The sequence below is a fragment of the Marinobacter sp. genome (genome assembly GCF_014859525.1).
Classification (GTDB): Bacteria; Pseudomonadota; Gammaproteobacteria; order Pseudomonadales; family Oleiphilaceae; genus Marinobacter.
The window spans coordinates 29,703-53,247 of sequence record NZ_JACUUB010000011.1; the positions used below are offsets into that span (position 1 = coordinate 29,703).

A 23,545-nucleotide genomic window follows, 5' to 3' on the forward strand; every position below is an offset into this window, starting at 1 on the left:
TAGGCTTTTGGGAACTTTAACAGGGAGTTAGCAAACCAATGCCCTGTTAACGCCTGAAAGGGAGAGCCTATGCCGCCAGCGCCAGCATCACCTTTGATCACGTTTTTGTTCCGTAGCACGGTTCTGTTTGTGGTGTGGTGGGCGCTGACCCTGGGTGAGCTATCCGGCCTGGGCTTCGGTGCCGTGGTTTCGGTACTGGTTGCCTGGCTTTCCGTGCGCCTGTTCCCGCCCTCGGGTTTTCCGCTCCGGCCTGGCGGGTTGCTCCTGTTTTTTGGTTACTTTCTGTCCCGCTCGGTTGTCGCCGGCGTCGATGTGGCCCGGCGGTTGTTGTCTCCGGCCTTGCCGGTGCAACCCGGTGAAATCACCTTGACGCTGAATGTGCCGGAGGGCAGCCCCCGCTGGTTGCTCGCCAATACCCTGTCGTTGATGCCCGGCACTTTGAGTGTGCTGCTTGAAGGCGACCAGCTGACCCTGCATTGTCTCGACACCCGCGATCCGGTGGAACGGGATGTGCGCGCGACCGAACGCCGGGTAGCCGGTGTATTCGGGCTGGCGGTTGATGACTGTCAGGAGGCAACCCGGTGACTCTTATGCTTAATGCCGTTGCGGCCTTTTTGTTGCTGACGCTGCTGATTGCACTGGTGCGCATCTGGCGTGGCCCGGCGCCGGCTGACCGGATGCTGGCCTCGCAACTGTTCGGAACCACCGGGGTGGCCCTTTTGATGGTGCTGGCACATGCTCAGTCCATGCCGGCTCTGATGGATGTAGCCTTGACCCTGGCGGTGCTGTCCGTGTTGGCGATCGTGGCCTTTGTTACCCGGGTAGTGCGGATCGACCAGCCGGCGAATTCACCCGATGCAGAGTCGGAGGCTCGCCATGACTGATTCCCTGATCTTTGTGAGTCAGGCAGTGCTGCTGATCCTGGGTTGCCTGTTCTTTGCCGTGGGCACACTGGGGTTGTTTCGGTTCTCCGACACCCTGACCCGAATCCACGCGCTGACCAAGGTGGACAACCTGGGGCTGGGTTTTATCGTGCTGGCGCTGTTACCGCTGGCACCGTCGCTGGCAGGTGGCCTGAAAACCCTGTTGATCTGGGCGGCGGCGCTGGCCGCCAGTGCCACCTCGGCCCACCTGATTGCCCGTGCCGTGCACGTTCGCCCGGAACCGCCGAACGCCGGGGAGGTCGAGCATGACTGAATGGCTGCTGGACGGCCTGCTGGTGCTGGCCTTGCTGACAACCGCGGTGGCGGTGCTGGCGTCCCGAAACCTGTTTAGGGCGGTGGTGATGTTTATCGCCTTTGGCCTGCTGATGGCTCTGGCCTGGGTTCGCCTTCAGGCGCCGGACATCGCGCTGGCAGAAGCCGCCATCGGTGCCGGCCTGACCGGCGTGTTGCTGCTGGATGCGGCCCGGCATTTGGGCTACAACCGGGGCCGCGCTGGTGACGGCGATGACCAGGGCGGGGCGTCGGGATGAGTCGTTTTTTGGGTATTACTGTCCTCGCGGCCGTGTGCCTGGTCTTTGCCGGTGCCCTCATGATCACGGTCTGGCAGATTGCCGGTACCCAGGCTCCGGTCGATCTGCCCGGACTGTTGGCGGACAACCTGGAGGCTAGCGGAGTAGAGCATCCGATCACCGCTGTACTGCTGAACTTTCGCAGTTACGACACTCTGCTTGAGATCGGTGTATTGGTCATCGCCGGGATTGCCGGTATCTCCATGGCGAACACCGCCTCCCTTGAAGACCCCGAACTGCGCACCTCGGATTCCTTGTTGTATGCCCTGCAGCGCTGGTTTGTGCCGCTGATGCTGGTGCTTGCCGGTTATCTGTTGTGGGCGGGTTCCGACCGCCCCGGGGGAGCGTTCCAGGCCGGGGCCGTGTTGGCGGCCTCGGGCGTGATGATGCGCCTTGGCGGAATCCCGATGGAGTTTCTGCGCCCCGGTGTGTTATTGCGTTTGGGGCTGGCGCTCGGATTTTCCGTATTTCTGCTGGTGGCTGTGGTCAGCGCCATGGCGGGCGATGCGTTCCTGGCGTATCCGGACGCCTTTACCAAGCCTCTGATCCTGATCATCGAGACCGTACTTACCTTCTCCATTGCCATGGTATTGCTGGCTCTGTTTGTGTCGGCACCGGTTAACGGCGCCGAAGAGCCGGAAGAAGGGGAGAGCGGATGACCCCGTCCTTGCTGTACGCATTTGCTGGCGTTGCCTTGTGCGGCATTGGCCTGTTCGGTTTCCTGCGCCTGCAGCACCTTCTGCGCAAGTTGATGGCGTTCAATCTGATTGGCTCAGGCGTGTTTCTGGTCATGGTTGGCCTGGCACAGCGCAACGGCCAGCCTGATCCTGTGCCTCAGGCTCTGGTGCTCACTGGCATTGTGGTGGCTATTGCAGCGACGGCCCTGGCCGTGGTGTTAATCCGCCGTTACTACCATTTGTCAGGCCAGACTACGCTGGCCGAGCCTGCCGCGAAGAGCGCCAGGCCCAAGGCTCGGTCTGTGAACCGGGAGGGTGCCCCCGAATGACCCTGTGGTTAATGGCAGGATTGCTGTTCACACCCCTGGCCTGGGCGGTGCTGACCCTGATGGTGGATTTCCGCAAGGGCCGGCTGGTTACCTGGCTGGGGATGGCGGTGCAGGTGCTGGTGTCGCTGGGTTTGTGGGCCGCCGTTGCCAGCGATGGCGGTTTTCTCTATTTGCTTGGCGGCTGGCAGGCGCCACTGGGCATTGAATTGCGGGTAGATGGCCTGGCGGTAACCTTTGTGTTGCTGACGGCCCTGGTAGCGGCAGCTTGCGGCTGGCATGCCAGTATTTACCTAGACCCGGGCAAGCCATGGCACCGGTATTTCTGGCCACTGTTCTGGTTTCTTTGGGCCGGGCTGAACGCGGTCTGGCTGGGCGGCGACCTGTTCAATCTGTATGTGGGGCTGGAACTGATCAGCCTTGCCGCCGTGGGGCTGGTGGCGCTGGGCGGCCAGGCGGATGCGCTCAGGGCGGCGATTCGCTACCTGATGGCGGCTTTGCTGGGCTCCCTGGCGTACCTGCTTGGAGTGGCCCTGATTTACGGCCAGTTTGGCACCCTGTCGCTGGCAGGCGTAACCGAACTGATGAATAGCGGTGATGCCCAGTCGGGCCAGACCTTCCCGCTGGTCCTGATGCTGTTGGGCCTGGCCCTGAAAACCGCGCTGTTCCCGATGCACGGCTGGTTGCCACCGGCCCATGGCATCGCCAAATCGCCGGTCAGTGCGCTGTTGTCTGCGTTGGTGGTCAAAGCCTCGTTCTACATTGCCGCCAGGCTATGGCTGGACCTGGGAGGCGAACTGGGTGGCTTCGCCCTGGCTCAGTTGATAGGCGTTCTGGGCAGTTTGGCGATTATCTGGGGTAGCTGGCTGGCGTTCCGGCAGACAAAATTGAAACAGGTGGTCGCCTATTCCTCCGTGGCGCAGATTGGCTATCTGTTTTTGCTGTTCCCGCTCACCTGGGGCGTCACCGAGGCCATCTCCTTGCAGGCGCAACAGGGCATTACCCTGCAGGTGATCAGCCACGCTCTGGCCAAGGCTGCGATGTTCCTGGCCGCCGGCAATCTGATCATGTCGGTGGGCAGTAACCGGGTGGATGCCCTGGCGGGTGTCAGCCGGTTCCTGCCATTCTCGCTGTTTTCCTTCGGTCTGGCCGGAGTGTCGTTGATGGGGTTGCCGCCCACGGGTGGCTTTGCCGCCAAGTGGCTGCTCCTTCAGGCCAGCCTGGCCAGTGGCCAATGGTGGTGGCTGGCGGTTCTGTTGGCGGGTGGCTTGCTTTCGGCGGCCTATGTCTTCCGGGTTTACCGGGCGTCGTTCATTGAATCGACAGACACGGACCAGTTCTATCACCCGTCCAGGAGCCTGGAGGTGATCCCGATGATTCTGGCGTTGATGTCGCTTGGCCTCGGTCTGGTGGCTGAACCGGTATTGTCGGTGATGTCTCTGCCGTTTGAGGGGGGCGGCCAATGACCCTGAGTGTATTAATGCCGGTTTTCGCGCTGATGACTTCGTTACTGGCGTCGGTGATTCTGTTTGCGTTGCCGGAGAAAGGGTACCGTCTGAGAACCATCATTAACCTGGCCGCCGCCATCCTTAAGATTGCCCTGGTTGGGGTAATGATCTGGGGTGTCGCACACGGGCGCGAATACGAGGCCGCGTTCACCATGGTACCCGGTGTGGAATTCGTGCTGCGGGCCGATGCGCTGTCGATGTTGTTTGCCGGGTTGTCTGCCCTGCTGTGGTTGCTGACCACCATCTATGCCGTGGGCTACCTTGAGGATTCTCCGAACCGGAGCCGGTTTTTCGGGTTCTTCAGCCTGTGTGTCGCCAGTACCATGGGTATTGCCCTGGCGGGGAATCTGTTCACCTTCTTTTTGTTCTACGAAATGCTCACCCTTTCCACCTATCCGCTGGTGGTCCATCGCGGCACAACCAAAGCGCTGCGGGCCGGGCGTAACTACATTATCTACACCCTGACCGGTGGCGCGGTATTGCTGTTTGCCATTGCCTGGCTGCATGGCCTGGTGGGGGATCTGCGTTTCCAGGAAGGAGGGTATTTCTCAGATGTTGACCCGTCGCTGAACGGCCCCCTGACGATTATTTTCGTGCTGATGATGGTGGGGCTTGGGGTAAAGGCGGCCCTGGTGCCGTTCCATGGCTGGTTGCCCCAGGCAATGGTAGCGCCGGCTCCGGTCAGCGCTTTGCTGCACGCCGTGGCGGTTGTAAAAGCCGGGGCTTTTGGAATCATTCGCGTGGTTTTTGAGATTTATGGGCTCGAGGCCGCAGAGGCCATGGGGCTGCTGGCCGGGCTTTCGGTCGTGGCGGCACTCACCATAATCTACGGTTCCACTCGCGCCCTTTACCAGGTTGATCTGAAGCGCCGGCTGGCGTTTTCTACGGTCAGCCAGGTGTCTTACATTGTGTTGGGTTTGTGCCTGTTTGGACCGCTGGGCGTTATAGGTGGCCTGGTTCACCTGGTGCATCAGGGCATCATGAAGATCACCCTGTTTTTCTGCGCCGGGAATTACGCTGAAACTCTGGGGGTTCATCGCATCGACGAACTGGACGGCGCAGGCAAACGCATGCCGGGTACCTCGGTGGCGTTCACCCTCGGCGCCTTTGGCATGATTGGTGCGCCGCCATTGGCCGGGTTCATTACCAAGTGGACCATGGGTGCCGGGGCACTTGAGGTGGGAATGGATTGGGTGGTGGCGGTGCTGGTGATCAGTAGCTTGCTGAATGCGGCGTATTTTCTCCCGATACTGCACCGGCTCTGGTTTGCCGAGCAGTGCGAACCGTGGCCCCACGAGCGCCGCTGGGGACGCCTTGAAACCAGCGCCTGGTTACTGTGGCCGCCCCTGATAACTGCGACCCTGATGGTGTTGGCGGGTTTGTTGGCCAATGTGCCGTTCAGCCCTCTGAGCTGGGCTGAGTTGATTGTGTTGCGGGAGGTGGCGCTGTGACCCTGTTTTCTGCGCCGTTTGTCTTGCTAAGTGTGATGTTGCCGTTGGCTTCAATGGTGCTCAGCTGTCGGACTGAATGGCAGCGGGGCTATCGCTATTGCCTGCCACTTCTGCCATTGCCGGCCCTGTTACTTGGTGTGGCAGTGGAGCCTGGCTGGTGGCTGGAGTTGCCGGGGTTGCTCATTGGTGGCTTGTGGGGTGCGGACGACCTTCGCCGGGCCTTTCTTGTATTAACCGCAATGCTCTGGCTGATCGGTGGCGTGTTTGCCATTGGCTACCTGAAAGACCACCACTTGCGCCGGTTTTGTGTGTTCTGGTCGCTTACCCTGGCGGGCAATCTGGGGCTGATTATTTCTCTGGATATTGCCAGCTTTTACAGCTTTTTTGCCCTGATGACCTTTGCCGGTTATGGCCTGGTGGTGCATGAAGGCACCGACGAAGCCAACCGGGCGGGCCGTGTTTACCTGGGTATGGCGGTCGTGGGGGAGATGGCGATTTTGTCTGGCTTGCTGATGGCCGCGCAATTGGCGGGCAGCGGCCTGTTGGCAAACCTGCCGGCAGCCATCGCAGGGGCAGATAGGCAATGGCTGATCATGCTCTTGTTGTTGGCGGGTTTCGGGGTAAAAGCGGGCTTGCCCTTACTGCACTTCTGGTTGCCCCTGGCGCACCCGGTCGCGCCGACGCCGGCCAGTGCGGTTCTCAGTGGTGCCATGATCAAGGCCGGCCTGTTGGGTTGGCTGGTCACCTTGCCGTTTGGTGAGGTGTCTTTGCCGGGCTGGGGCAATGCGCTGGTGATCCTGGGCGCCGTCGGTTCCCTGGGTGGTGCTTTGCTTGGCGTGCGCCAGCAGCGCCCGAAGGCCGTGCTGGCCTATTCCAGTATCAGCCAGATGGGCCTGATGACCCTGATGGTGGGCGCGGCGCTGGCCAATGCCGATTATGCGGGCCCGCTGTTTGCGGTGATGGCGTTGTACGTGTTGCATCATGGCCTGGCCAAAGGCAGTTTGTTCCTCTCCACGGCCATGGCGTTGCCGACGAGCCGGGGTGGCCAATGGCTGTTGTGGCTGTTGATTGCATTGCCGGGGCTGTCGCTGGCGGGGTTGCCGTTTACCAGTGGCGCGGCCAGCAAATTGGCTATGAAGGAACTGCTCAAACCGGACAGCTTCGGGTTTGCGATGGCTCCCTACCTGCCAACGCTGATGAGTGCTGGGGCCGTGGCCACCATGCTGCTGGTCTGGCGTTTCTTGTGGGTGCAACGGGCGGTCGCCGGCGTTGGCAGCAATCCTGCGTTTATGTGGCTGGGCTGGGGTCTGGCCACGGCCAGCAGTCTGATACTGTTCTGGTGGTTGCCCTGGCCGGAGGCAGTGCCGGAAAAAGCCTGGCTGAGCGCGATGGTTTATGAAGCCTGGAGCCTGTTTTGGCCCATGTTGTTGGCCACGGTTATTGCGGCGCTGGCCTGGCGTTCAGTCAAACAGCGATAGCTGGTTGTCCGGTGGCTGCTTGCTTGCGGCTTTCGGCCGTGTTTGATGCGGCCCCTTGCGGCTGCCGTGGCGGTGCAGTACCCGGCCCGTCTCTTCCCGGCTGACGTGTTGTTTTCGGAAGTCTCCCACCGCTTTGCGCGCGGCGCGGGCCGCCTGTTCGTGGTCGCACACCGGCGCAATGTAGGTGTTGCCGCCGAACTTCGCTTTCTGGGCGGGCGTCATCAACCACGGGGTATGGATCATTTCTGCTGGCACCCCGGCCAGTTCCGGAATCCAGCGGCGGATAAACTCGCCGTTCGGGTCCAGCTTCTGGCTTTGCAGCACCGGGTTATAGATGCGCAGGGCGTTAATGCCGGTCAGGCCAGATTGCATCTGGGTCTGGGAATAGTGAATGCCCGGCTCGAAATCGGTAAACAGTTGCGCCAGATGCAGGGCAGGATCACGCCAGTGCAGCCAGAGTTGATAGCTGGCCACAGCCATCAGCATCGCCCGCATCCGGAAATTGAGCCAGCCGGTGTGCTGCAGGCTGCGCATGCAGGCATCCACCAGCGGCCAGCCGGTCTGGCCTTGCTGCCAGCGCTGCAGCCGTTCGGAATTGTTCGGCCCGGTTTTCATGCCCTCCAGTTCCCGGTGCATGGCGCGGAATTCCAGCTCCGGCTCGTCTTCCAGTTTCTGGATAAAGTGACAATGCCAGTGCAACCGGGAGCGAAAACTGGTCAGGCTTTTCTGTTTCCGAGGCAGGGTATTACGGTGATGGCCAGCTGCCTTGGCCTGTTGGTAAATCTCCCGGAGGCTGACCGTGCCATAGGCGATATGAGGGCTTAGCCGGGAGCAGGCGCGCACGGCGGTGCTGGGGCTGGAAATGTTGTACTGGTAACCCACACAGCGGCGCTCCAGAAACGACGCCAGTAACGTCTCGCCGCGACTGCTGCCGCCGGTTTGCCGATCCGGGCACGAGTCTGCGGCGGTGGCGCCAGGTTCTACACCGCGCCAGGCTACCCCCTGAATGGCGCCGGCAACAGGAACGGAGCCAGGTGCCTCAAGCACGGGCTGCCTCATCAGTTCGGTCCAGGCTTTGTCCCAGACATCCCGATCTTTGAGCCGGCGTACCACGCCGAACTGATTCCACTCCCTAAACTCTATCTGACTGTCGAAGCACCACTGTATAACCGCTTTGTCGCGCTCGAAGGTCCATTGCCCGCCGGTTTCCTGATGGCAAAACACACGCTCAATGGCATGGCTTGCCTTGAGCCTTCTCAGAGCCTCAATGACCGATCCACGCAACACCACCAGTTGGTTGCCCGCTTTGCGCAACTGCGTATCCAGATCATCCAGGGAATCCTGGATAAAACACCATTGCCGCCCGCTGGTATTCGGTTGCTGCCAGTAGTCGTCTTCAATCACGTACAGCGCAATAACAGGCTCCCCCAGATTGGCGGCTGCCACCAGAGGAGCGTGATCGCGGGTGCGCAAATCCCGTTTGAACCAGACCACCGTGGTCATGGTTGCAGGCTCCGGTTACGGCGGCACCGTTCACTGCAATAGCGGACCTGGTCCCAGTCTTTTGCCCATTTTTTGCGCCAGCTGAAAGGGCGCTGGCACACCGGGCAGGTTTTCTCGGGCAGGTGTGGTTTTTTGTGCATGTGGTCGCACTGGTATCTGGTTGAGGTGTCAGAAATCTGCAGGTGTTTACGTTGTACCTGCGCCTGCAGACTTCTCAAACGCCCTCGATGGCGACCCGTATGTTTATTCCATCACAATGGTGGGTATCGCTTGTGCTGCGCTTTCGCTCTTGGTTTCCATAGCCGAAATCGCATCAACAATGCGCGTGGCAATGCTCTGGTAGGCAGCTGCCAGAGAACTGTCGGGGCTTGTAACCAGGATGGGTTGGCCGGAATCGGAACCGGTACGGATTCGGATATCCAGGGGCAGCTCTCCCAACAGCTCGGTCCCGGCCTCTTCCGCCATTTTTTTCGCCCCACCTTCGCCAAAGATGTGTTCCTCATGGCCACACTGGGTGCACACATGGGTGCTCATGTTTTCGATAATCCCGATAACCGGAACGTTTACCTTCTCGAACATGCGCAAGCCCTTGCGGGCATCCAGCAGGGCGATGTCCTGGGGCGTGGTGACAATCACGGCGCCGGAGACCGGCATGCGCTGGGCCATGGTCAGGTGGATGTCGCCTGTGCCGGGTGGCAAATCCACGATCAGGTAATCCAGGTTGTCCCAGCGGGTTTCATACACCAGTCGGGTCAAGGCCTGGGTGATCATTGGACCGCGCCAGATGATGGGTGATTCCTCATCCACCAGAAAGCCGATGGACATGGTCTGGATGCCATGGCCGATCATCGGCTCCAGGATCTTGCCGTCGGCGCTGTCGGGTATACCTTTGAGGCCCAGCATCCGGGGTTGGCTGGGCCCGTACAGATCGGCATCCAGAACGCCAACCCGAGCCCCGCTGCTGGCCAGGGCCAGCGCGAGGTTGGTGGTGGTGGTGGATTTGCCGACGCCGCCTTTGCCGGAGGCCACCGCAATCAGGTGTTTTACACCAGGTACGGCTTTATGCTCGGGGCCTGAGCGGGACTGTGGGTGAGCGGGTAAATAGGATACGGGATTGGTCATGATGATTGCTCCGGTTACTGTTCCACAAAGGCGCGTTCAATCACATAGTCGCCCCGCTCGCCTTGATGAGGCGATGCGGTAAAACCCAGGTTGTCGAGCATGGCGGTAAGATCTTTGAGCATGGCCGGGCTGCCGCAGAGCATGGCTCGGTCTGTTTCCGGGTTCAGTGGTGGAAGGCCGATGTCTTTGGCCAGTTGGCCGGTCTCGATCAACGTGGTGATGCGGCCCTGGTTTCGGAAAGGTTCCCGGGTAACGGTGGGGTAGTAGACCAGCTTGTCGCCGATAATCTCCGCCAGGAATTCGTGGCCAGGCAATTCGCTGGTCAGGTAGTCGTGATAGGCCAGTTCGCTGACTTCACGCACGCAATGCACCAACACCACTTTCTCGAACAGCTCATAGGTTTCCGGATCTCGGATGATGCTCATAAAGGGTGCCAGTCCGGTGCCGGTGCCAAAGAGATAAAGGTTCTTGCCCGGGTTCAGATCGTGCATAACCAGTGTGCCGACCGGTTTCCGGCTCACGAACAGCGAGTCACCTTGCTTGAGGTGCTGCAGGCGGGAGGTCAGCGGGCCGTCCTGAACCTTGATGCTGAGAAATTCCAGGTACTCCTCGTGGTTGGCGCTGACAATGCTGTAAGCCCGTAACAGAGGCTTGCCATCGACCGGCAAGCCGATCATCACGAAGTGACCGTTCTCAAAGCGCAGGCTCTGATCGCGGGTGGTGCGGAAACTGAACAGGGTGTCGTTCCAGTGATGAACGCTGATGACGCTTTCGGTTCCAAGTGCAGCCATGGGGTAGTCCTCCGTATTGGCCTGATGTTCAACAGATCAAAGTGAATAGATGGCCATGGACGCCATGGCCGTGATAACCAGTAGAATCGTGAGTAATGTGAGCAGGGCAAAAGGGCGCCAGCCCTGGGCGAACAGTGACGGCAGACTGGTGCGCATACCGAGCGCTGCCATGACCACCAACAGGCAGGCCTGTGAGGTGGTGGCCAATGCCTGCCGCAATTCCTCGGGTAACCAGCCCAGGCTGTTCATGCCGAACAGGGTGACAAAACCCAACAGAAACCAGGGATGCTCGGCCTTGCCGGTTCGGTCGCGATTCAGCAACGCGCCCAGCAGCAGAACCAGGGGTGCCAGCAGAGCGACTCGTAACAGCTTGGTCAGGGTGGCGATGTCGCCGGCGGTATCCGATACCAGATAGCCAGCTCCGGCGGCCTGAGCCACGTCGTGAATGCTCGCGCCCAGCAGCAACCCGGTTTGCGGTTCGCTGTAACCCAGCAGGGCGAACAGGGGCGGCAGCGCCAGCATGCTCAGGGTACCCAATGCGGTGACTCCCACCACCACGCCCAGCAGGCGCCGATCTTCCAGTTTGCCCTGGGGAATCACGGCAGCAACCGCAACCGCCGCTGAAACGCCACAGATGGCCACGGCCACACCAGCAACCAGGCTTTGTAAGCCGGGCAATCCCAGCCAGCGACCCAATAACAAAGCTGAGCCAATGGTGATGGGCACGCAGGTGAGCACCACCAGCAATGGTAAGCTGCCGACCGTCATCAGTTGTTCGACGCCAATTCGTGCTCCCAGCAAGGCGATGCCAACACGTAGCACCTGGCGGCTACAGAACTCAACGCCTGGTTTCAGGCGGCTATCCGTCGCCTGATGGGCAAAGCCGAAACCCAGCAACAACACCAGCACCAGGGCTGGGGCGCCATAATGATTGGCCAGAAAGCTGCCGGCCAGGGCCAGCACCACGCACAGGGCGGTGCCGGGGTAGCGCAGCCGTGCTGGCGCCCACCAGTGGGTGTCAAGGGCGCGTAGGGTCTGATTCATGACACCTGCTCGCTCAGTTCGCGTAGAAAAGCCCAGGGGTACAGGCCCCGATAATGGCCGTCGCTAAAGAAGAACTGCAGACCGCTGACGCCAGACAACTCCACACGTTCAACTTTGACATCGGCATCAATCAGGCTGAGCCGCCCGGTCCGTTTGGCCTGAACGCAATGGGAGCAGGCACAGGACTTGCGCAGCATCAGGCAGCTCAGCCGGGTGGTCAGGCCATCGGGCCAGCTCAGTTCCAACTCGTTGAGCTTTCGCTTCAGGCGTACTTCCTTTGGGGGCTCAATCAGGATTTGGTTAGCCATGACGGACTCCTTCAGTCAGCGATGAGATCACCAGTTCCGGCGTTTCAGGCATTGGGATATGGCGATCGGGCAGCTCCATCGGGCGGGTGCTGCCGAGAGCGGCGGCAGACATCAGAACCGATCCCAGCAACAGCGCCCGAAGGCAACTCGTTATGACAAGTTGGGGCATGAATCAGCGCTCCAGGTACTGCATTTTGTCCGGCTGGTCGACCCAGGTTTCTGCATCTGGCAGGGGGGCAGAGGTGGCGTCGATCACCGGCCAGACTTGTGACAGCTCCGCGTTCAGCTGAAGGAAGTGGTGTTGATCGTCCGGCAGGTCTTTTTCATCGTAGATGGCATCGGCGGGGCACTCGGCGACACACAGGCTACAGTCGATACAGGTTTCCGGATTGATTACCAGAAAGTTCGGGCCTTCGTGGAAGCAATCCGTAGGGCAGACATCGACGCAATCGGTGTACTTGCAGCGGATGCAGTTCTCGGTCACAACAAAGGTCATGGCAGTCTCCTTAACATTGGTCGGCAGTTTTCGGCCAGCCCCGAAAAACCGGGCTGGCCGAGGGCTCAGGCCGCAGCGTCCAGTTTTGAGATGGCCCAGCGGGCCAGTTTTCGTACGTCCGGGTCCGGATCATCGAGGGCGGTCACCACATAGGGCCGGCCATCGTTGTGGGCAATGGTGCCCAGTGCGCCGATGGCGGCTTTGCGCAGGTTGCTCATGGCATCCTTTGAGCACTCACCCAGCACCGGTATGGCCTCGATCACGCCCAGGGTGCCAAGGGCGTCCACGGCTTTTTCACGCACTTGCCAGAGTTCATCTTTGGTGGCGTCCATCAGGGCGGGTGCAGCCGCCTGATGGTTCAGCTTTCCAATGCTGATGGCGGCTTCGCAGCGCACCTGCCAGTGCTCGTCTTTCAGCAGACTGACCAGTGCCGGCCCAACCTGCTGAGGGCTGGCATAGACCAGAGCGCCGGTGGCAGCCCGTCGAACGTCCGGGTCGACATCGTGCTGGGCGGCTTCCACCAGGGCTGGCAGGTTTTCGGGTTGCTTCAGCCAGCCCAGTACGCCGACGGCTTCGCGGCGCACCTGTGCGCTGGCGTCGCCAAGGCGTTTCAGTGCCGGGCGCTGGGCTCCGGAGTTGCGCAGAGGTTTGAGGGCTCTCAGGATGCCAGACACCACAAAGCTGTCGGTGCTGCTCTCCAGTGCTTCCAGCAGGGGCTCGGCAGCGGCCGGGTCTTTGAGGTCCGCCAGGGCATGGGCGGCACTGTTACGCACTACCTCATCGCTGTCGCTGAGGGCGGCAATCAGGGCGTCGGCCATATCGGTGGCCTCAAACTCATCGACGACTTTGGCGGCTTCCTGGCGGACGTTGGTGTCTGGGTCCTGTAGGGCCAGGATCACCAGTTCAACCGCTTCCGGTTCGCCGGAATCCACCAGGTCCATGACCGCGACCCGGCGAATGCCCGGATCGTCAGAAGTAAGCTTCACCGCAATGGCCTGCAGTTCGGGATCGTCATAGGTTTTCATGGCTTACCTCAGCGCAGCAGGTAGGGAATGTTGACGGTAACGGCGTCGGTAGGGCAGTCCGCCTCGCAGGGCATGCAGTACCAGCACTCGTCGTATTTCATGTGGGCTTTGCCGGTCTCCTCGTTAATCCAGAGCACGTCCAGCGGGCACACGTCGATGCACACGGTGCACCCTTTATCGGCAATGCATTTGTCCTCGTCGACAATGACGGGAACGCTTGAATGATGATTTGCGATGGGCATGTGGGTGTTCCTCTTTCGTCACGAAATCAGTTGCGTGCGCGCAGGCCATCCTGAGCGCACAGTGGTGTCACTCGTTGGCCGCTTTCTGAACCCGCATCTTGCGATAGGCGTCTTTCTCTTCACCCAGAGACACCAGATAGTCCGCTACCGGTCGTTTGCCGTGGGCCATCTGGCCGTTCTCATCCTTGAACAGGCGGCTGTGGTAGAACCATTCGCTGTCGTCCTGATCCGGGTAGTCCACCCGATAGTGGTAGAGGCCCCAGCGGGATTCAGTCCGGTAGAGCGATGCCCGGGCCGCCATCTCGGCGCAGTCGATGATGGACTGCACTTCCATGGCCCTGAGCAGTTCGTGGGGGTCGCGGGCACACAGCTGGGGCAGGTCTTCCCGCACAGCCAGAATGCGCTCCAGGCCGATCTCCATTTTCTTGGTGACTTTCGGCGGCTGCAGATAGTCGTTCACCAGACGGCGCACTTTGTATTCCATCTGCTCCGGGGGAATGCCGTCGGCCCGTTTCATGGGTGCCTGGATGCGTTCCAGCTCGTTGATGATGAACCCTTCGTCGAGCTGGGGTTCGCTGCGTGATTTGGCGAACGCCACGGCGCTTTCGCCGCAGATCTGGCCATACACGAAAGCGCCCAGCATGTAATTGTGGGCCACGCTGGCCATGTCGCCGGCACAGTAAAGGCCCGGAACGGTGGTGGCGCCGGTTTCGTCGGTCCATACACCCGAGGCAGAATGCCCGGAACAGAAGCCGATTTCGGAAATGTGCATCTCCACCATGCGTTCCCGGTAGTTCACGTCCCGGCCTTCGTGGAAGCGGCCGCGGGTGGGGCGTTCGTTGGTGTGCAGGACGGTTTCGATTTCCTGGATGGTTTCTTCCGCCAGGTGATCCAGCTTGAGAAACACTGGACCAGTGCCGGACTCCAGTTCCTTGAAGAACTCCAGCATCATCTGGCCCGACCAGTAGTCGCATTCGATAAAACGCTCGCCATAGGCGTTGGCGGTAAAGCCGCCGAGCGGGCCGGTAACGTAAGCGCAGGCCGGGCCGTTGTAGTCTTTCAGCAGCGGGTTGACCTGGAAGCACTCCAGGTTGGCCAGATCCGCGCCGGCGTGGTAGGCCATGGCGTGACCGTCACCGTTGTTGGCGGGGTTCTCATAGGTTCCAAACAGGTAGCCGGACGTTGGCAGCCCGATGCGGCCAGCCGCGCCGGTGGCCATGATCACTGCCTTGGCGCGGATGATGATGGGCTCGGCAGTACGGGTATTAACCCCGATCATGCCGGCGATGTTACCGTCCGGGTCCTTCAGCAAGCGGGTGGCCGTGTAGCGGTTTTCAATCTCTACCCGGTTACGGCGCAGGCGGCGATAGAGAATTTTTTTGACGTTGTGGCCTTCCGGCATCGGCAGCACGTAGGTGCCCAGGTGATGCACCTTTTTCATGTCGTAGTCGCCGGTTTCATCCTTCTGGAAATGCACACCCCAGGAGTCCAGCTTTTCGATCATCGGGAACGAGCGGGTGGCGTAGGCCATCAGCGCCGGCTGATGCACGATACCGTCGTTGGCGATGGTGATTTCCTTAACGTACTGCTCAGGTGTGGCGTGGCCTGGGACAACGGCGTTGTTCAGGCCGTCCATGCCCATGGAAATCGCGCCGGAGCGCTTTACGTTGGCTTTCTCCAGTAGTATGACCCTCAGGTTTGGGTCCTGTTCCTTGGCGGTGACGGCCGCCATCGGGCCGGCGGTGCCGCCGCCAATCACAAGAACGTCGGTGTCGATCACAGGGATGTCGTTAATCTTCATGGTGCGCTCCTATTTCCGGTCAATCCGGAACTGGTACTTGAATGAATCGCCGCGATAGCAGAGATATTCGAAATCGATGGGACGGCCGTCCCGGTTATGGGTCAGGCGTTCAACCCTGAGAATGGCTTCTCCGGTTTTGAGGTTGAGGTACTGCTGGGCTTCGTCGTCAGCGAGGATGGCGTCGAGGCTGATGTCGGCGCCGCCCAGCGGAATGCCGAACAGGTTTTCCAGCATGGGGAAGATGTCGCCGGACAGGTCCAGGCCGAACATGCGTCGCCCTATGTCCATGGGGAAGTAGCTGTTCTCGATGCACACTGGAGAGCGGTTAAGATATCTGACCCGCTTCACCTCAATGGCGTCTTCGCCGGGCTGAAGATCCAGCGCTGCCACCACCGCTTTAGGTGCCTTCAGTTGCTGGATGCTGAGCACCCGCGCCGACGCCTCATAGCCCTGAGCCGCCATGGCTTCGCCAAAGCCCTCCAGGCGTTGAACGTTCTGAACCGCTTTGGGCTTGCTCACGAAGGTGCCTTTGCCCTGAGCACTGAACACCAGACCCTCGTTGTGCAGGTCCCGAAGCGCCTGGCGGATGGTGATCCGGCTGACGCCGAAAACCCCCATCATCTCGTTCTCTGACGGCAGACGTTCATGCACTTGATAGGTGCCATCGAGGATCTCGCGCCGCAGGCGGTCCCGAATCTGCACATACAGCGGCAGTGGTGAATGCTCGGCCATTGGATGTATCCCCTGGTTCATCGCTCACCCTCCCGGTTGTTATGACAGGTCATGGCGAGTGCTGGCGAAGTCATGCTCGGGATGCTCATGGCTTTACCCCGCCTTGTTCTGTTGCTGGAAAGCATTCAGGGTTTCCTGACGAATCAGGTCCAGGCACTGGCGTTTCAGCGCCATGAATTCCGGACTGGTCAGTAAGGACTGTTCGCGGGGGCGGGGTAGTTTCACGTCAATGTCTGCAATGATCCGTCCGGGGCTGGCGCTCATCACCACAATCCGGTCAGACAGGAACACCGCCTCGTCTATGTCATGGGTGACAAACACCACGGTGTTGCGGAACTCCCGCCAGATATCCAGCAGATTCTCCTGCATCATGACGCGGGTTTGGGCATCCAGAGCGCCGAAGGGCTCGTCCATCAGCAGCACGCTGGGGTAGTTGGCCAGAGCCCGCGCAATGCCGACTCGCTGCTGCATACCGCCCGACAGGGTGTTGGGATAGGCATTTTCAAATGCTGCCAGGCCTACCAGAGAGAGGAAGGTTCGCGCAACACTGTTGGCCTCATTCTGGCCGACGCCAGCCATCAGCGGACCAAACGCAACGTTCTCTTTCACGGTTTTCCAGGGGAACAGGGAATGCTGTTGGAACACCATGCCGCGATCGGGGCCCGGCTCGGTCACCGCCTCACCATCAATCGTGACCTCGCCGCTGCTGGGGGGTACGAAGCCGGCAATGCTGTTCATCAGGGTGGATTTGCCGCAACCGGACGGTCCGAGCAGGCAGATGAATTCGCCAGGGCGGACTGCAAGGTTGGCATTCTTCACAGCAACATGAGGACCGTTTGCGGTATCGAACACGATGTCGACATCGCGTACTGAAATTCGGCCACGTTCGGCGCCTGGTTTACCGGATTTTGCTCGGGTCCGGCTGTGGTCGAGTACGGCAAGGCGGTTGTCGTTCATCAGGGTCTCGTTCATGACCGGCCTCCTCTGGCTTGCCACTTCAGAAGAGGGCTACAGCCTTTGCGAACCAGCAAGGTGCACAAGGTGCCGAGGCCGCCGATGGTCAGCATGCCGATGATGATTTGCGGGTACTGAATCAGCGTGTAGGAATTCCAGGTGTAATAGCCGATGCCGTATTGACCGCTGATGATTTCGCCAGCCAGCAGCGAGAACCAGGCCACGCCCATGCCGATGGCAAGTCCGGCGACGATGGAGGGCATGGCACCTGGCAGAACGACATGCCACAGAATGGCGGTGCGGCTTGCGCCCAGGCTTCGTGCGGCGCGAACCAGCAGGCCATTGGTTTGCTCAACACCGTGCACGGTATTGAGAATGACCGGGAAAAGAGCGCCCAGAAAGGTAATGAACACGATGCTGGACTGCTCCGTTGGCAGCATCAGAATCGCCAGTGGAATCCACGCTACCGCAGGGATTGGGCGCAGCAGTTCGATATAGGGCAGGATGATGTCTTCTGCCCAGCGCGAGCGCCCCATGGCGACACCAATTACCACACCCAATACCACGGCCATAACGTAGGCAATGGCCACCCGCTCAAGGCTATGAAGTATGTGTAGATAGAATTCCTGGCCGGCCAGTTCTGCGCCGAGAGCCGCGCCCACCACGGAGGGAGCCGGGATGTTCTCGAAATTGACGTAGAAGCTGAAACCGTTGTCCGATGCCAGTTCCCAGAGCAGAACAGCGGCGACCAGTGCCATGATTCTTACCAGGTAACGAGGGCCCGATGTCCTGAACCAGATCATGACTGGTGTGCGGGACTGAACCTGCGACTTCTCTTCTGGTGGTGACAATTCCGCTGAGACACAGGCATCTGGCGTGGCTTCGGTGCCAGAGGGTTTCGCCGATGTATCCACAAGTGCCTCAGCTGTTCGTATTGCAGCATTACTTTGGCTATCCATTATCTTTACTCCCCAGATCGGATGCTGTGCGGGTGCTGATGACACCCGCACAGGGGCGGATCAGTAGGCCTTGGCCAAGGCACTCTCCGGCTTTACCGGGGTGCCGCCGTAGTTGGCTATATGCTTTTCAGAATCGGCTTTCTTGAGAAAGGCCACCACTTCACCGTCGTCACCGCGAACCAGATAGGCCGCTTTGCCGAACAGCTTCAGGCCAGTCAGGTTGTCGTAAACGTAGGTGGCATAGATGGGAGTGTCGGCGCTATCCGCCGCCGCGAGCATGTCGGCTACGCTCTCGAAGGTCACAATGCCCTTGTCCGAAAACCAGATTTCAGCGGGCTTCAGGGCCGGGTTATTGGGTTGGGTATCGACCACGGAACTGACCAACGCGTCGTAATCCAGATCCATGGCCTGATAGGCGGCGCGCAGGTAGGTGTCATCTACCCAGCGGTCGAAATCCAGATCAGGCACGCCAACTTCCCGTTTCAGCAGGTCCAGATCGTACTTCATGGCCTCTATCCATTCAGGTTTGATGCTGGCCTCAGCGGTGGTGATTCCGCCCTCACTGAAGTAGAGGTAGAGCACTTCCTTCTCGACGCCGGTCCATTCAGACACCTTCACCGCCGCTTCCATGGGGTTTTCCTGGATCCATTTCTGAGCTTCGAGCGTTGCTTTCAGAACGCCCTCGACCACTTCCGGATACTGTTTGGCATAACGTTCACGGACAACAATGCCGTGGAAGGTGGGGATGCCAGCTTCGCTACCATCGTAAATTTTGCGACCTGTGCCCCGGAATTCCATGATTTCGGACCATGGACAGAAATCTGCATGGGCATCAATGCGCCCGGCCTGAATGTTGGCCACGCCAACCGCCGGGCTTTGATTCACGATCTGGACCTTGCCACTCAGACCTGCCTCACTCAGTGCCTTGAGTGTCATACCCCAGGCCGCGCTGCCCACCGGAACAGAGAGGGCCTTGCCTTCAAGGTCTGCCAGGCTTTGGACGCTGGAGTTGATGGGCACCACGATGCCGTTGCCAGTACCTCGGAGGTTGTAGCCGGTAAGTCCAATAAAGCGGGTTTCTTGCCGGCCGGTTTCCTGAAACTTGGCGCCGTTCACGATCAGGGGGTAATCCCCCATGACGCCGAACTCCAGTTTGTTGGCCAGCATCTGGTTGGTAATAGGTGGGCCAGAATCGTAGTCGCGGAATACGATGTCGTACTTAACGTTTTCGTATCTGCCTGTGGTGGGTAAGTGTTTCTTCAGCAGGTCGAGTTTTTCCAGCACAATGCCGCCAGACACGGTGTTGGTGACCATGCTTTGATGGCCGATACCGACCCGGATGGTTTCTGCGGAAACCGTGCCGGCAAACAATGCCAGCGAACCGCAGAGTGTGATTGTTGCCAGGGTGCTTGAGCTTTTCATCGTCTTCACCTTCCTGTGTGGTTCACTTGTACTAACAGGTCATGATCCCTGCTGTAGGTGTTGCACCTGCCGTGCCAGAAGCCGAATGAGATAAACAAGCCGGTTGTTTTTATTGAAATTTAAAAATTCCCTTGGCGAAGGACGGGGAGTGAACGCCAGGCGACAGTGCGCCCGCGTTTGGTGCGAAGGGGTCGTGGCCGTGCCAGGACGGCGCAACGTAAATTCGTGTCGCTATAACAAGTAATGCAAGTTAAGGAGATACCTGACCGGCGGTGGGGATTTTTGTGAATTGGCGTGTAATGGTTTTAACTGAAGGTGTGAGCTGAATACTCAAGAATTCTCCAAGGAGAGTCCATGACCACATTGAACGAAGGCATCCAGCCCCCCTCCGTCCTGATCTTTGACTGGCACGGTACTCTGGTGGACACCCACGATGCCATGTTCAGTGCCATGGAAGACATGCTGCCGCAACTGGAAGATCTTGGGTTAGTGGATGAACTGTTGCCTGAGGAAGCGTGTCGCACCGAAGACGATGCCCGGCTGGTGCGTTACATCCGTATCTTCCGGCGTCTGCACCCGCGGATTCTGGCAGAGCGGCGGGTGTCCAGGACGGATATCTTCAATGCAATCTTTGGCGACAACAAGGCAGCTAAGCTGATTGCCCATAAGGCCTACAACTCGGCTTATCGAAAATATTTTGGTCGGGTGAAGCCCTTCCAGCCGGGCGCGTATGAGTACCTGTGCGCGCTGAAAGCGATGGGTATCAAGCTCGCGGTCTCCACGAACCGTAACCGGGAATTTCTCGACAAGGAGCTGCAAACGGTGGATGAGGGCCGCTGGCATCATTTGTTCGATGCGACGGTGTGTGCCGATGATGTTACCGAGTACAAACCGGACCCTCAGGTGATTCTTAAGGCTCTGGAAAAACTGGTGCTGCCGGCGGATGCCCGGGCCTGGTATGTCGGTGACAGTTATGTGGACATGCTTACGGCTCACAGTGCCGGTGTCTCTGGAGTGTTCTACAACGGCGCCTGCTGGGAACCGGAGCGCGTTTCAAGCTGGTTTACCTCAAGAGACGCACCAGTGGCAGTGCTGGACAGTTTTGAGGATCTGATGGACCTGTTGGCGTTGCTTGAGCGTGAACAGCCAGACGTCTTTACGGCCAGCCCCGCTGAAGTGCGCCCGAAACCTTTCCCGCCACCTGAGCGGCCAGAGCCGCGCATTGAGCCAGACTGGCACCCGGCGGTGGTCAAGTTGATTCGCCCGGCCGTGGTGTTGTTCGACTGGCATGCCACCTTGGTGGACACCCTGGACGCCATGTACCACGCGGTGGACGATATGCTGCCCGATTTCCACACGCTGGGGCTGATGAACCGGATGGTGGCGCAGGAAGACAGCAAAACCCCGGAAGACGCACGCCTGGTGGCCTATGTGCGCGAATTCGCCAGGCTGCATCCGAAGGTCAAAGCAGACAGGAAGATCTCCCGCACGGATATTTTTGAGGTGCTGTTTGGCGATGATCAGGAGGCCAAGCAGATTGCCCACAAAGCCTTTAATCATCACTACCGGAACCATTACGGTACGGTGAAAGCGTTTGAGCCAAAAGTGCGGGAGGTGCTGGAAGGGCTTCGACGACTGGGCATGCAGGTGGGAGTGATCACCAACCGGGATCGCGAATTTTTCGAGCACGAACTGGCAGCGGTAGAGGAGACTGGCTGGACGCATTTGTTCGATGTGGATGTCTGCGGTGATGATACCCCGCTCAGAAAACCGCACCCAGACCAGTTACTGCTGGCGGTGCAGAAACTGGATTACCCGCCAGACCCGAGCGTGTGGTACGTGGGCGACTCTACCACGGATGTCATCGCTGCCAAGCGTGCCGGCATGACCTCGGTGTTCTTCAACGGGGCGCAGTGGGATCTGCCCTGGCTGAACCGTATTTTTCCGGGCACCCACAAACATCCGGACAAACCGGATGTTGTGGTGAATGATTTTTCCGAGTTCTGGGCCTTGGTGCTGGCCTGTGAGTTGGGCCCGGCCTGAGCGTGTTACTCCGCGATCGGTAACTCAGGGAGGGCCGGTTCTGACAGTGCCAGTTGCTCGTAGTTGTGCAGGGCTTTCTCGATGGCGAGGCCGATGGCCAGAATGCCTTCTAGGCCATTGTTAGGCTCTCTTAGCGGAATGGGCACACTGACCGTGATCTGGAACTGGCGCGTTGACGCATCGTAGCGAATCGGCGAGATCCACAGGTCGGATTTCCGCTCCACGCCCCGTTCCGTCTCTACGGCAATTTCCTGATATTTGGGCTCGTCACCCTGCCAGTAATCAGACGACAGTTGGCTCATGGCAACCAGGGCACCTCGGTTGCCTGTCAAAAGGATCTCCGTGACCAGCCCGCCTTGCTCTTCTTTCCACTGTTTCAATCGCTGTGACGATGGCAGCGCCTGAATCTGGGAGGCCAGAGGCGTTTCCCGTTCCGGCGCCAGCGCTTGCCAGAGGGTGTCCTGAGTCAGGATTTCGGTAAAGGTGTCAAAGCTCGGCCCCTGGTATATCGCGTCAGTCAGGTTTATGTGTTGCTCGAGAGATGTAATCAATCGCCGGGTTTGCACGGCAATGTGTGCACGTTCGTCTTCAGACAACAGCATGTGCTGACCCAGGCACTCGGGAAGCTGACGGTTGAAACGGGCCAGAAAGCCCGGATGTTGGTCGGCAAAGCGGGGAGTCAGGTAAAGATGAAGGGGGGCGTAACGCAGGAACTCGCGTTTCAGGCTCTGGCCAACGGTGGAGCCGCCCTTTTGAAGCAGGTCCATGACACGTTGATCCATCAGCGCCAGATCAATCCGTTGCCGCTTGAGCAAAGCTGGCAACTGCTCGGTTGCGCTGACCGTAACATATGGCTGTATGCCATTCTGGGTAAGCCAGGTTTCCTCGTTGCTGCCGCCGACAACTCCGATTTTGGCGTTGGTAGGGTCAGGGCGTTCGCCAAGGTAAAACCAGTACCATTTTTCCAGCGCCACCGGGTGACTGATCACGGCCGCCTCATCCAGTTCCGGTGACGGATCCACAGCGAAATAACCGTCGACCAGGTTGCGCTGGAGGGCAAAGCGGGCACGATTCTGGGGCATCAAACGAATGTTCACCTGCGCGCCGGCATGTTCCATGGCGCAACGAACGGTATCGACGGTTTCGCCGGTAACTTCCGGCCCCCCCGGTACGGGGTTTGCCTGCTGATAGGGTGGGGAATCAAAGGTGTACAGGCTGAACGTTTCATGGCCAGCAGCGGCGCCCAAGGGTATCAGGGCGAAGAGTAATCCTGTGGTCAAGGGTCGGATAGACATGCCGCTTTCCAGCGTCCTTGTTGCTGACAATTTACCAATATTTATAGCATAGCAGTCAACTCGCTAATTATCTCTTAGCTGTTTTTCCTACGGAGTTTACAGTTGCTCCAGATGGGCTAGCAGCCACTCGCCTCGGTTGAGGATGGCTTCGCGCTTCTGTTCTGGTTGTTTGTCCCAGTTCCGGTACATCATGGCCATGCGCGGATTGTTGGCAAAGTCATCCCTGTGGCGATCGATGAAATGCCAGTACAGAGCATTGAACGGGCAGGCTTTCTCTCCGGTGGCATCCTGTACACGGTAGTGGCAGTTCTGGCAATGGTCCGACATGCGCTGGATGTATTTGCCACTGGCGGCGTAGGGCTTGGAGCCCAGATAGCCGCCATCGGCGTGCATCACCATGCCCAGGGTATTGGGCAATTCCACCCAGTCGAAGGCGTCGATGTATACCGCCAGGTACCAGTCACAGATGTCTTCCGGATGAATGCCGGCCAGCAGGGCAAAGTTGCCGGTGACCATCAGGCGCTGGATGTGATGGGCGTAAGCGTTGCGGGCGGTGGCATCAATGGCTTTGTGCATGCAGCGCATTTTGGTTTCGCCGGTCCAGTAGAACCAGGGCAGGCTGCGCTGGTTGTTCAACCGGTTCTCTTTGGCGTAACCCGGCATCAGCAACCAGTAAATGCCGCGCACAAACTCGCGCCAGCCGATGATCTGGCGAATGAAACCTTCCACTGCATTGAGTGGCGCCCGGCCCGTATACCAAGCTTGTGCTACTGCCTGGCACACATCCGTAGGGTTCAGTAACCCGGTGTTCAGATAGGGGGACAGGATGGAATGGAACAACCAGTCTTCGTGGTC

Annotated in this window: 25 protein-coding genes and 2 pseudogenes; 10 read left to right on the top strand and 17 right to left on the bottom strand. The window is 59.5% G+C overall.

Features of this window, described 5'->3' with window-relative positions:
• The first annotated feature begins 69 nt into the window (after window positions 1-69).
• Genes IBX51_RS04705 through IBX51_RS04745 form a run of 9 tightly spaced genes read left to right on the top strand, consistent with a single transcriptional unit; the run spans window position 70 to window position 6,953 of the window.
• Window positions 70-585, top strand: a complete 516-nt coding sequence (locus IBX51_RS04705; RefSeq protein WP_291829178.1) for a Na+/H+ antiporter subunit E — start codon at window positions 70-72, stop codon at window positions 583-585.
• Window positions 586-590: 5 nt separating this feature from the next.
• Window positions 591-884: a monovalent cation/H+ antiporter complex subunit F gene (locus tag IBX51_RS04710; protein ID WP_291829230.1), complete on the top strand. Its 294-nt coding sequence runs from the start codon at window positions 591-593 to the stop codon at window positions 882-884.
• Window positions 877-1,197 (top strand): monovalent cation/H(+) antiporter subunit G, encoded by a 321-nt coding sequence (locus tag IBX51_RS04715; protein WP_291829180.1) that lies wholly within the window; start codon window positions 877-879, stop codon window positions 1,195-1,197. The genes IBX51_RS04710 and IBX51_RS04715 overlap by 8 nt, the downstream gene beginning before the upstream one ends.
• A complete protein-coding gene (locus IBX51_RS04720) occupies window positions 1,190-1,474 on the top strand; it encodes a DUF4040 domain-containing protein (protein WP_291829182.1) in 285 nt (94 codons plus the stop codon). The genes IBX51_RS04715 and IBX51_RS04720 overlap by 8 nt, the downstream gene beginning before the upstream one ends.
• Window positions 1,471-2,172 carry an MnhB domain-containing protein gene (locus IBX51_RS04725; protein ID WP_291829184.1) on the top strand — a complete coding sequence of 234 codons (702 nt, stop codon included), beginning with the start codon at window positions 1,471-1,473 and terminating at the stop codon, window positions 2,170-2,172. Before IBX51_RS04720 ends, IBX51_RS04725 begins: the two co-directional genes overlap by 4 nt.
• Window positions 2,169-2,519 carry a cation:proton antiporter subunit C gene (locus IBX51_RS04730; RefSeq protein ID WP_291829186.1) on the top strand — a complete coding sequence of 117 codons (351 nt, stop codon included), beginning with the start codon at window positions 2,169-2,171 and terminating at the stop codon, window positions 2,517-2,519. Before IBX51_RS04725 ends, IBX51_RS04730 begins: the two co-directional genes overlap by 4 nt.
• Window positions 2,516-3,982: a proton-conducting transporter membrane subunit gene (locus IBX51_RS04735; protein ID WP_291829187.1), complete on the top strand. Its 1,467-nt coding sequence runs from the start codon at window positions 2,516-2,518 to the stop codon at window positions 3,980-3,982. Before IBX51_RS04730 ends, IBX51_RS04735 begins: the two co-directional genes overlap by 4 nt.
• Complete coding sequence (locus IBX51_RS04740) at window positions 3,979-5,475, top strand: proton-conducting transporter membrane subunit (protein ID WP_291829189.1); 1,497 nt, start codon at window positions 3,979-3,981, stop codon at window positions 5,473-5,475. The genes IBX51_RS04735 and IBX51_RS04740 overlap by 4 nt, the downstream gene beginning before the upstream one ends.
• A complete protein-coding gene (locus tag IBX51_RS04745; RefSeq protein WP_291829191.1) occupies window positions 5,472-6,953 on the top strand; it encodes a complex I subunit 5 family protein in 1,482 nt (493 codons plus the stop codon). Before IBX51_RS04740 ends, IBX51_RS04745 begins: the two co-directional genes overlap by 4 nt.
• Here the strand turns inward: IBX51_RS04745 and IBX51_RS04750 are convergent.
• The 15 genes and pseudogenes from IBX51_RS04750 to IBX51_RS04820 form a co-directional block, all read right to left on the bottom strand.
• Window positions 6,936-8,456, bottom strand: coding sequence for a deoxyribodipyrimidine photo-lyase (locus tag IBX51_RS04750; RefSeq protein ID WP_291829194.1), 1,521 nt, complete (start codon window positions 8,454-8,456; stop codon window positions 6,936-6,938). The genes IBX51_RS04745 and IBX51_RS04750 overlap by 18 nt on opposite strands.
• Window positions 8,453-8,596: a DUF2256 domain-containing protein gene (locus IBX51_RS04755; RefSeq protein WP_106694711.1), complete on the bottom strand. Its 144-nt coding sequence runs from the start codon at window positions 8,594-8,596 to the stop codon at window positions 8,453-8,455. Before IBX51_RS04755 ends, IBX51_RS04750 begins: the two co-directional genes overlap by 4 nt.
• A gap of 103 nt (window positions 8,597-8,699) precedes the next feature.
• Window positions 8,700-9,527 (bottom strand): annotated as a pseudogene (gene apbC / locus IBX51_RS04760) (iron-sulfur cluster carrier protein ApbC); the annotation flags it as partial.
• A gap of 65 nt (window positions 9,528-9,592) precedes the next feature.
• Complete coding sequence (locus IBX51_RS04765; RefSeq protein ID WP_291829198.1) at window positions 9,593-10,369, bottom strand: ferredoxin--NADP reductase; 777 nt, start codon at window positions 10,367-10,369, stop codon at window positions 9,593-9,595.
• Between the two features lie 36 nt (window positions 10,370-10,405).
• Window positions 10,406-11,413, bottom strand: coding sequence for a putative sulfate exporter family transporter (locus IBX51_RS04770; RefSeq protein WP_291829200.1), 1,008 nt, complete (start codon window positions 11,411-11,413; stop codon window positions 10,406-10,408).
• On the bottom strand, window positions 11,410-11,721 hold the full coding sequence (locus tag IBX51_RS04775) for a DUF971 domain-containing protein (RefSeq protein ID WP_291829202.1): 312 nt from the start codon (window positions 11,719-11,721) through the stop codon (window positions 11,410-11,412). The genes IBX51_RS04770 and IBX51_RS04775 overlap by 4 nt, the downstream gene beginning before the upstream one ends.
• Window positions 11,714-11,890, bottom strand: a complete 177-nt coding sequence (locus tag IBX51_RS04780; RefSeq protein ID WP_291829204.1) for a hypothetical protein — start codon at window positions 11,888-11,890, stop codon at window positions 11,714-11,716. Before IBX51_RS04780 ends, IBX51_RS04775 begins: the two co-directional genes overlap by 8 nt.
• A gap of 3 nt (window positions 11,891-11,893) precedes the next feature.
• Entirely contained in the window at window positions 11,894-12,217 is a 324-nt protein-coding gene (fdxA, locus tag IBX51_RS04785; protein ID WP_291829206.1) for a ferredoxin FdxA, read from the bottom strand.
• Between the two features lie 65 nt (window positions 12,218-12,282).
• On the bottom strand, window positions 12,283-13,242 hold the full coding sequence (locus tag IBX51_RS04790; RefSeq protein ID WP_291829207.1) for a HEAT repeat domain-containing protein: 960 nt from the start codon (window positions 13,240-13,242) through the stop codon (window positions 12,283-12,285).
• Window positions 13,243-13,250: 8 nt separating this feature from the next.
• Window positions 13,251-13,484, bottom strand: a complete 234-nt coding sequence (locus IBX51_RS04795) for a ferredoxin family protein (protein WP_023012262.1) — start codon at window positions 13,482-13,484, stop codon at window positions 13,251-13,253.
• A gap of 67 nt (window positions 13,485-13,551) precedes the next feature.
• Window positions 13,552-15,285 (bottom strand): fumarate reductase/succinate dehydrogenase flavoprotein subunit, encoded by a 1,734-nt coding sequence (locus tag IBX51_RS04800; protein WP_291829217.1) that lies wholly within the window; start codon window positions 15,283-15,285, stop codon window positions 13,552-13,554.
• A 9-nt stretch (window positions 15,286-15,294) separates the two neighbouring features.
• Window positions 15,295-16,017, bottom strand: coding sequence for a GntR family transcriptional regulator (locus tag IBX51_RS04805; protein WP_291829219.1), 723 nt, complete (start codon window positions 16,015-16,017; stop codon window positions 15,295-15,297).
• A gap of 93 nt (window positions 16,018-16,110) precedes the next feature.
• Window positions 16,111-16,989, bottom strand: a complete 879-nt coding sequence (locus IBX51_RS04810) for an ABC transporter ATP-binding protein (RefSeq protein ID WP_291829221.1) — start codon at window positions 16,987-16,989, stop codon at window positions 16,111-16,113.
• Window positions 16,986-17,774, bottom strand: coding sequence for an ABC transporter permease (locus IBX51_RS04815; RefSeq protein ID WP_291829232.1), 789 nt, complete (start codon window positions 17,772-17,774; stop codon window positions 16,986-16,988). Before IBX51_RS04815 ends, IBX51_RS04810 begins: the two co-directional genes overlap by 4 nt.
• Window positions 17,775-17,990: 216 nt before the next feature.
• On the bottom strand, window positions 17,991-19,352 hold the full coding sequence (locus tag IBX51_RS04820) for an ABC transporter substrate-binding protein (RefSeq protein ID WP_291829223.1): 1,362 nt from the start codon (window positions 19,350-19,352) through the stop codon (window positions 17,991-17,993).
• 354 nt (window positions 19,353-19,706) lie between these two features.
• Here IBX51_RS04820 and IBX51_RS04825 point away from each other — a divergent pair, with 354 nt between their 5' ends.
• Window positions 19,707-21,395: an HAD family hydrolase gene (locus IBX51_RS04825; RefSeq protein ID WP_291829225.1), complete on the top strand. Its 1,689-nt coding sequence runs from the start codon at window positions 19,707-19,709 to the stop codon at window positions 21,393-21,395.
• Window positions 21,396-21,400: 5 nt separating this feature from the next.
• On the opposite strand, the gene IBX51_RS04830 is transcribed toward IBX51_RS04825, so the two are convergent.
• Both IBX51_RS04830 and IBX51_RS04835 read right to left on the bottom strand, forming a co-directional pair.
• Window positions 21,401-22,690, bottom strand: coding sequence for a hypothetical protein (locus IBX51_RS04830; RefSeq protein ID WP_291829226.1), 1,290 nt, complete (start codon window positions 22,688-22,690; stop codon window positions 21,401-21,403).
• 96 nt (window positions 22,691-22,786) lie between these two features.
• A pseudogene (locus tag IBX51_RS04835) lies at window positions 22,787-23,545 on the bottom strand (cryptochrome/photolyase family protein); the annotation flags it as partial.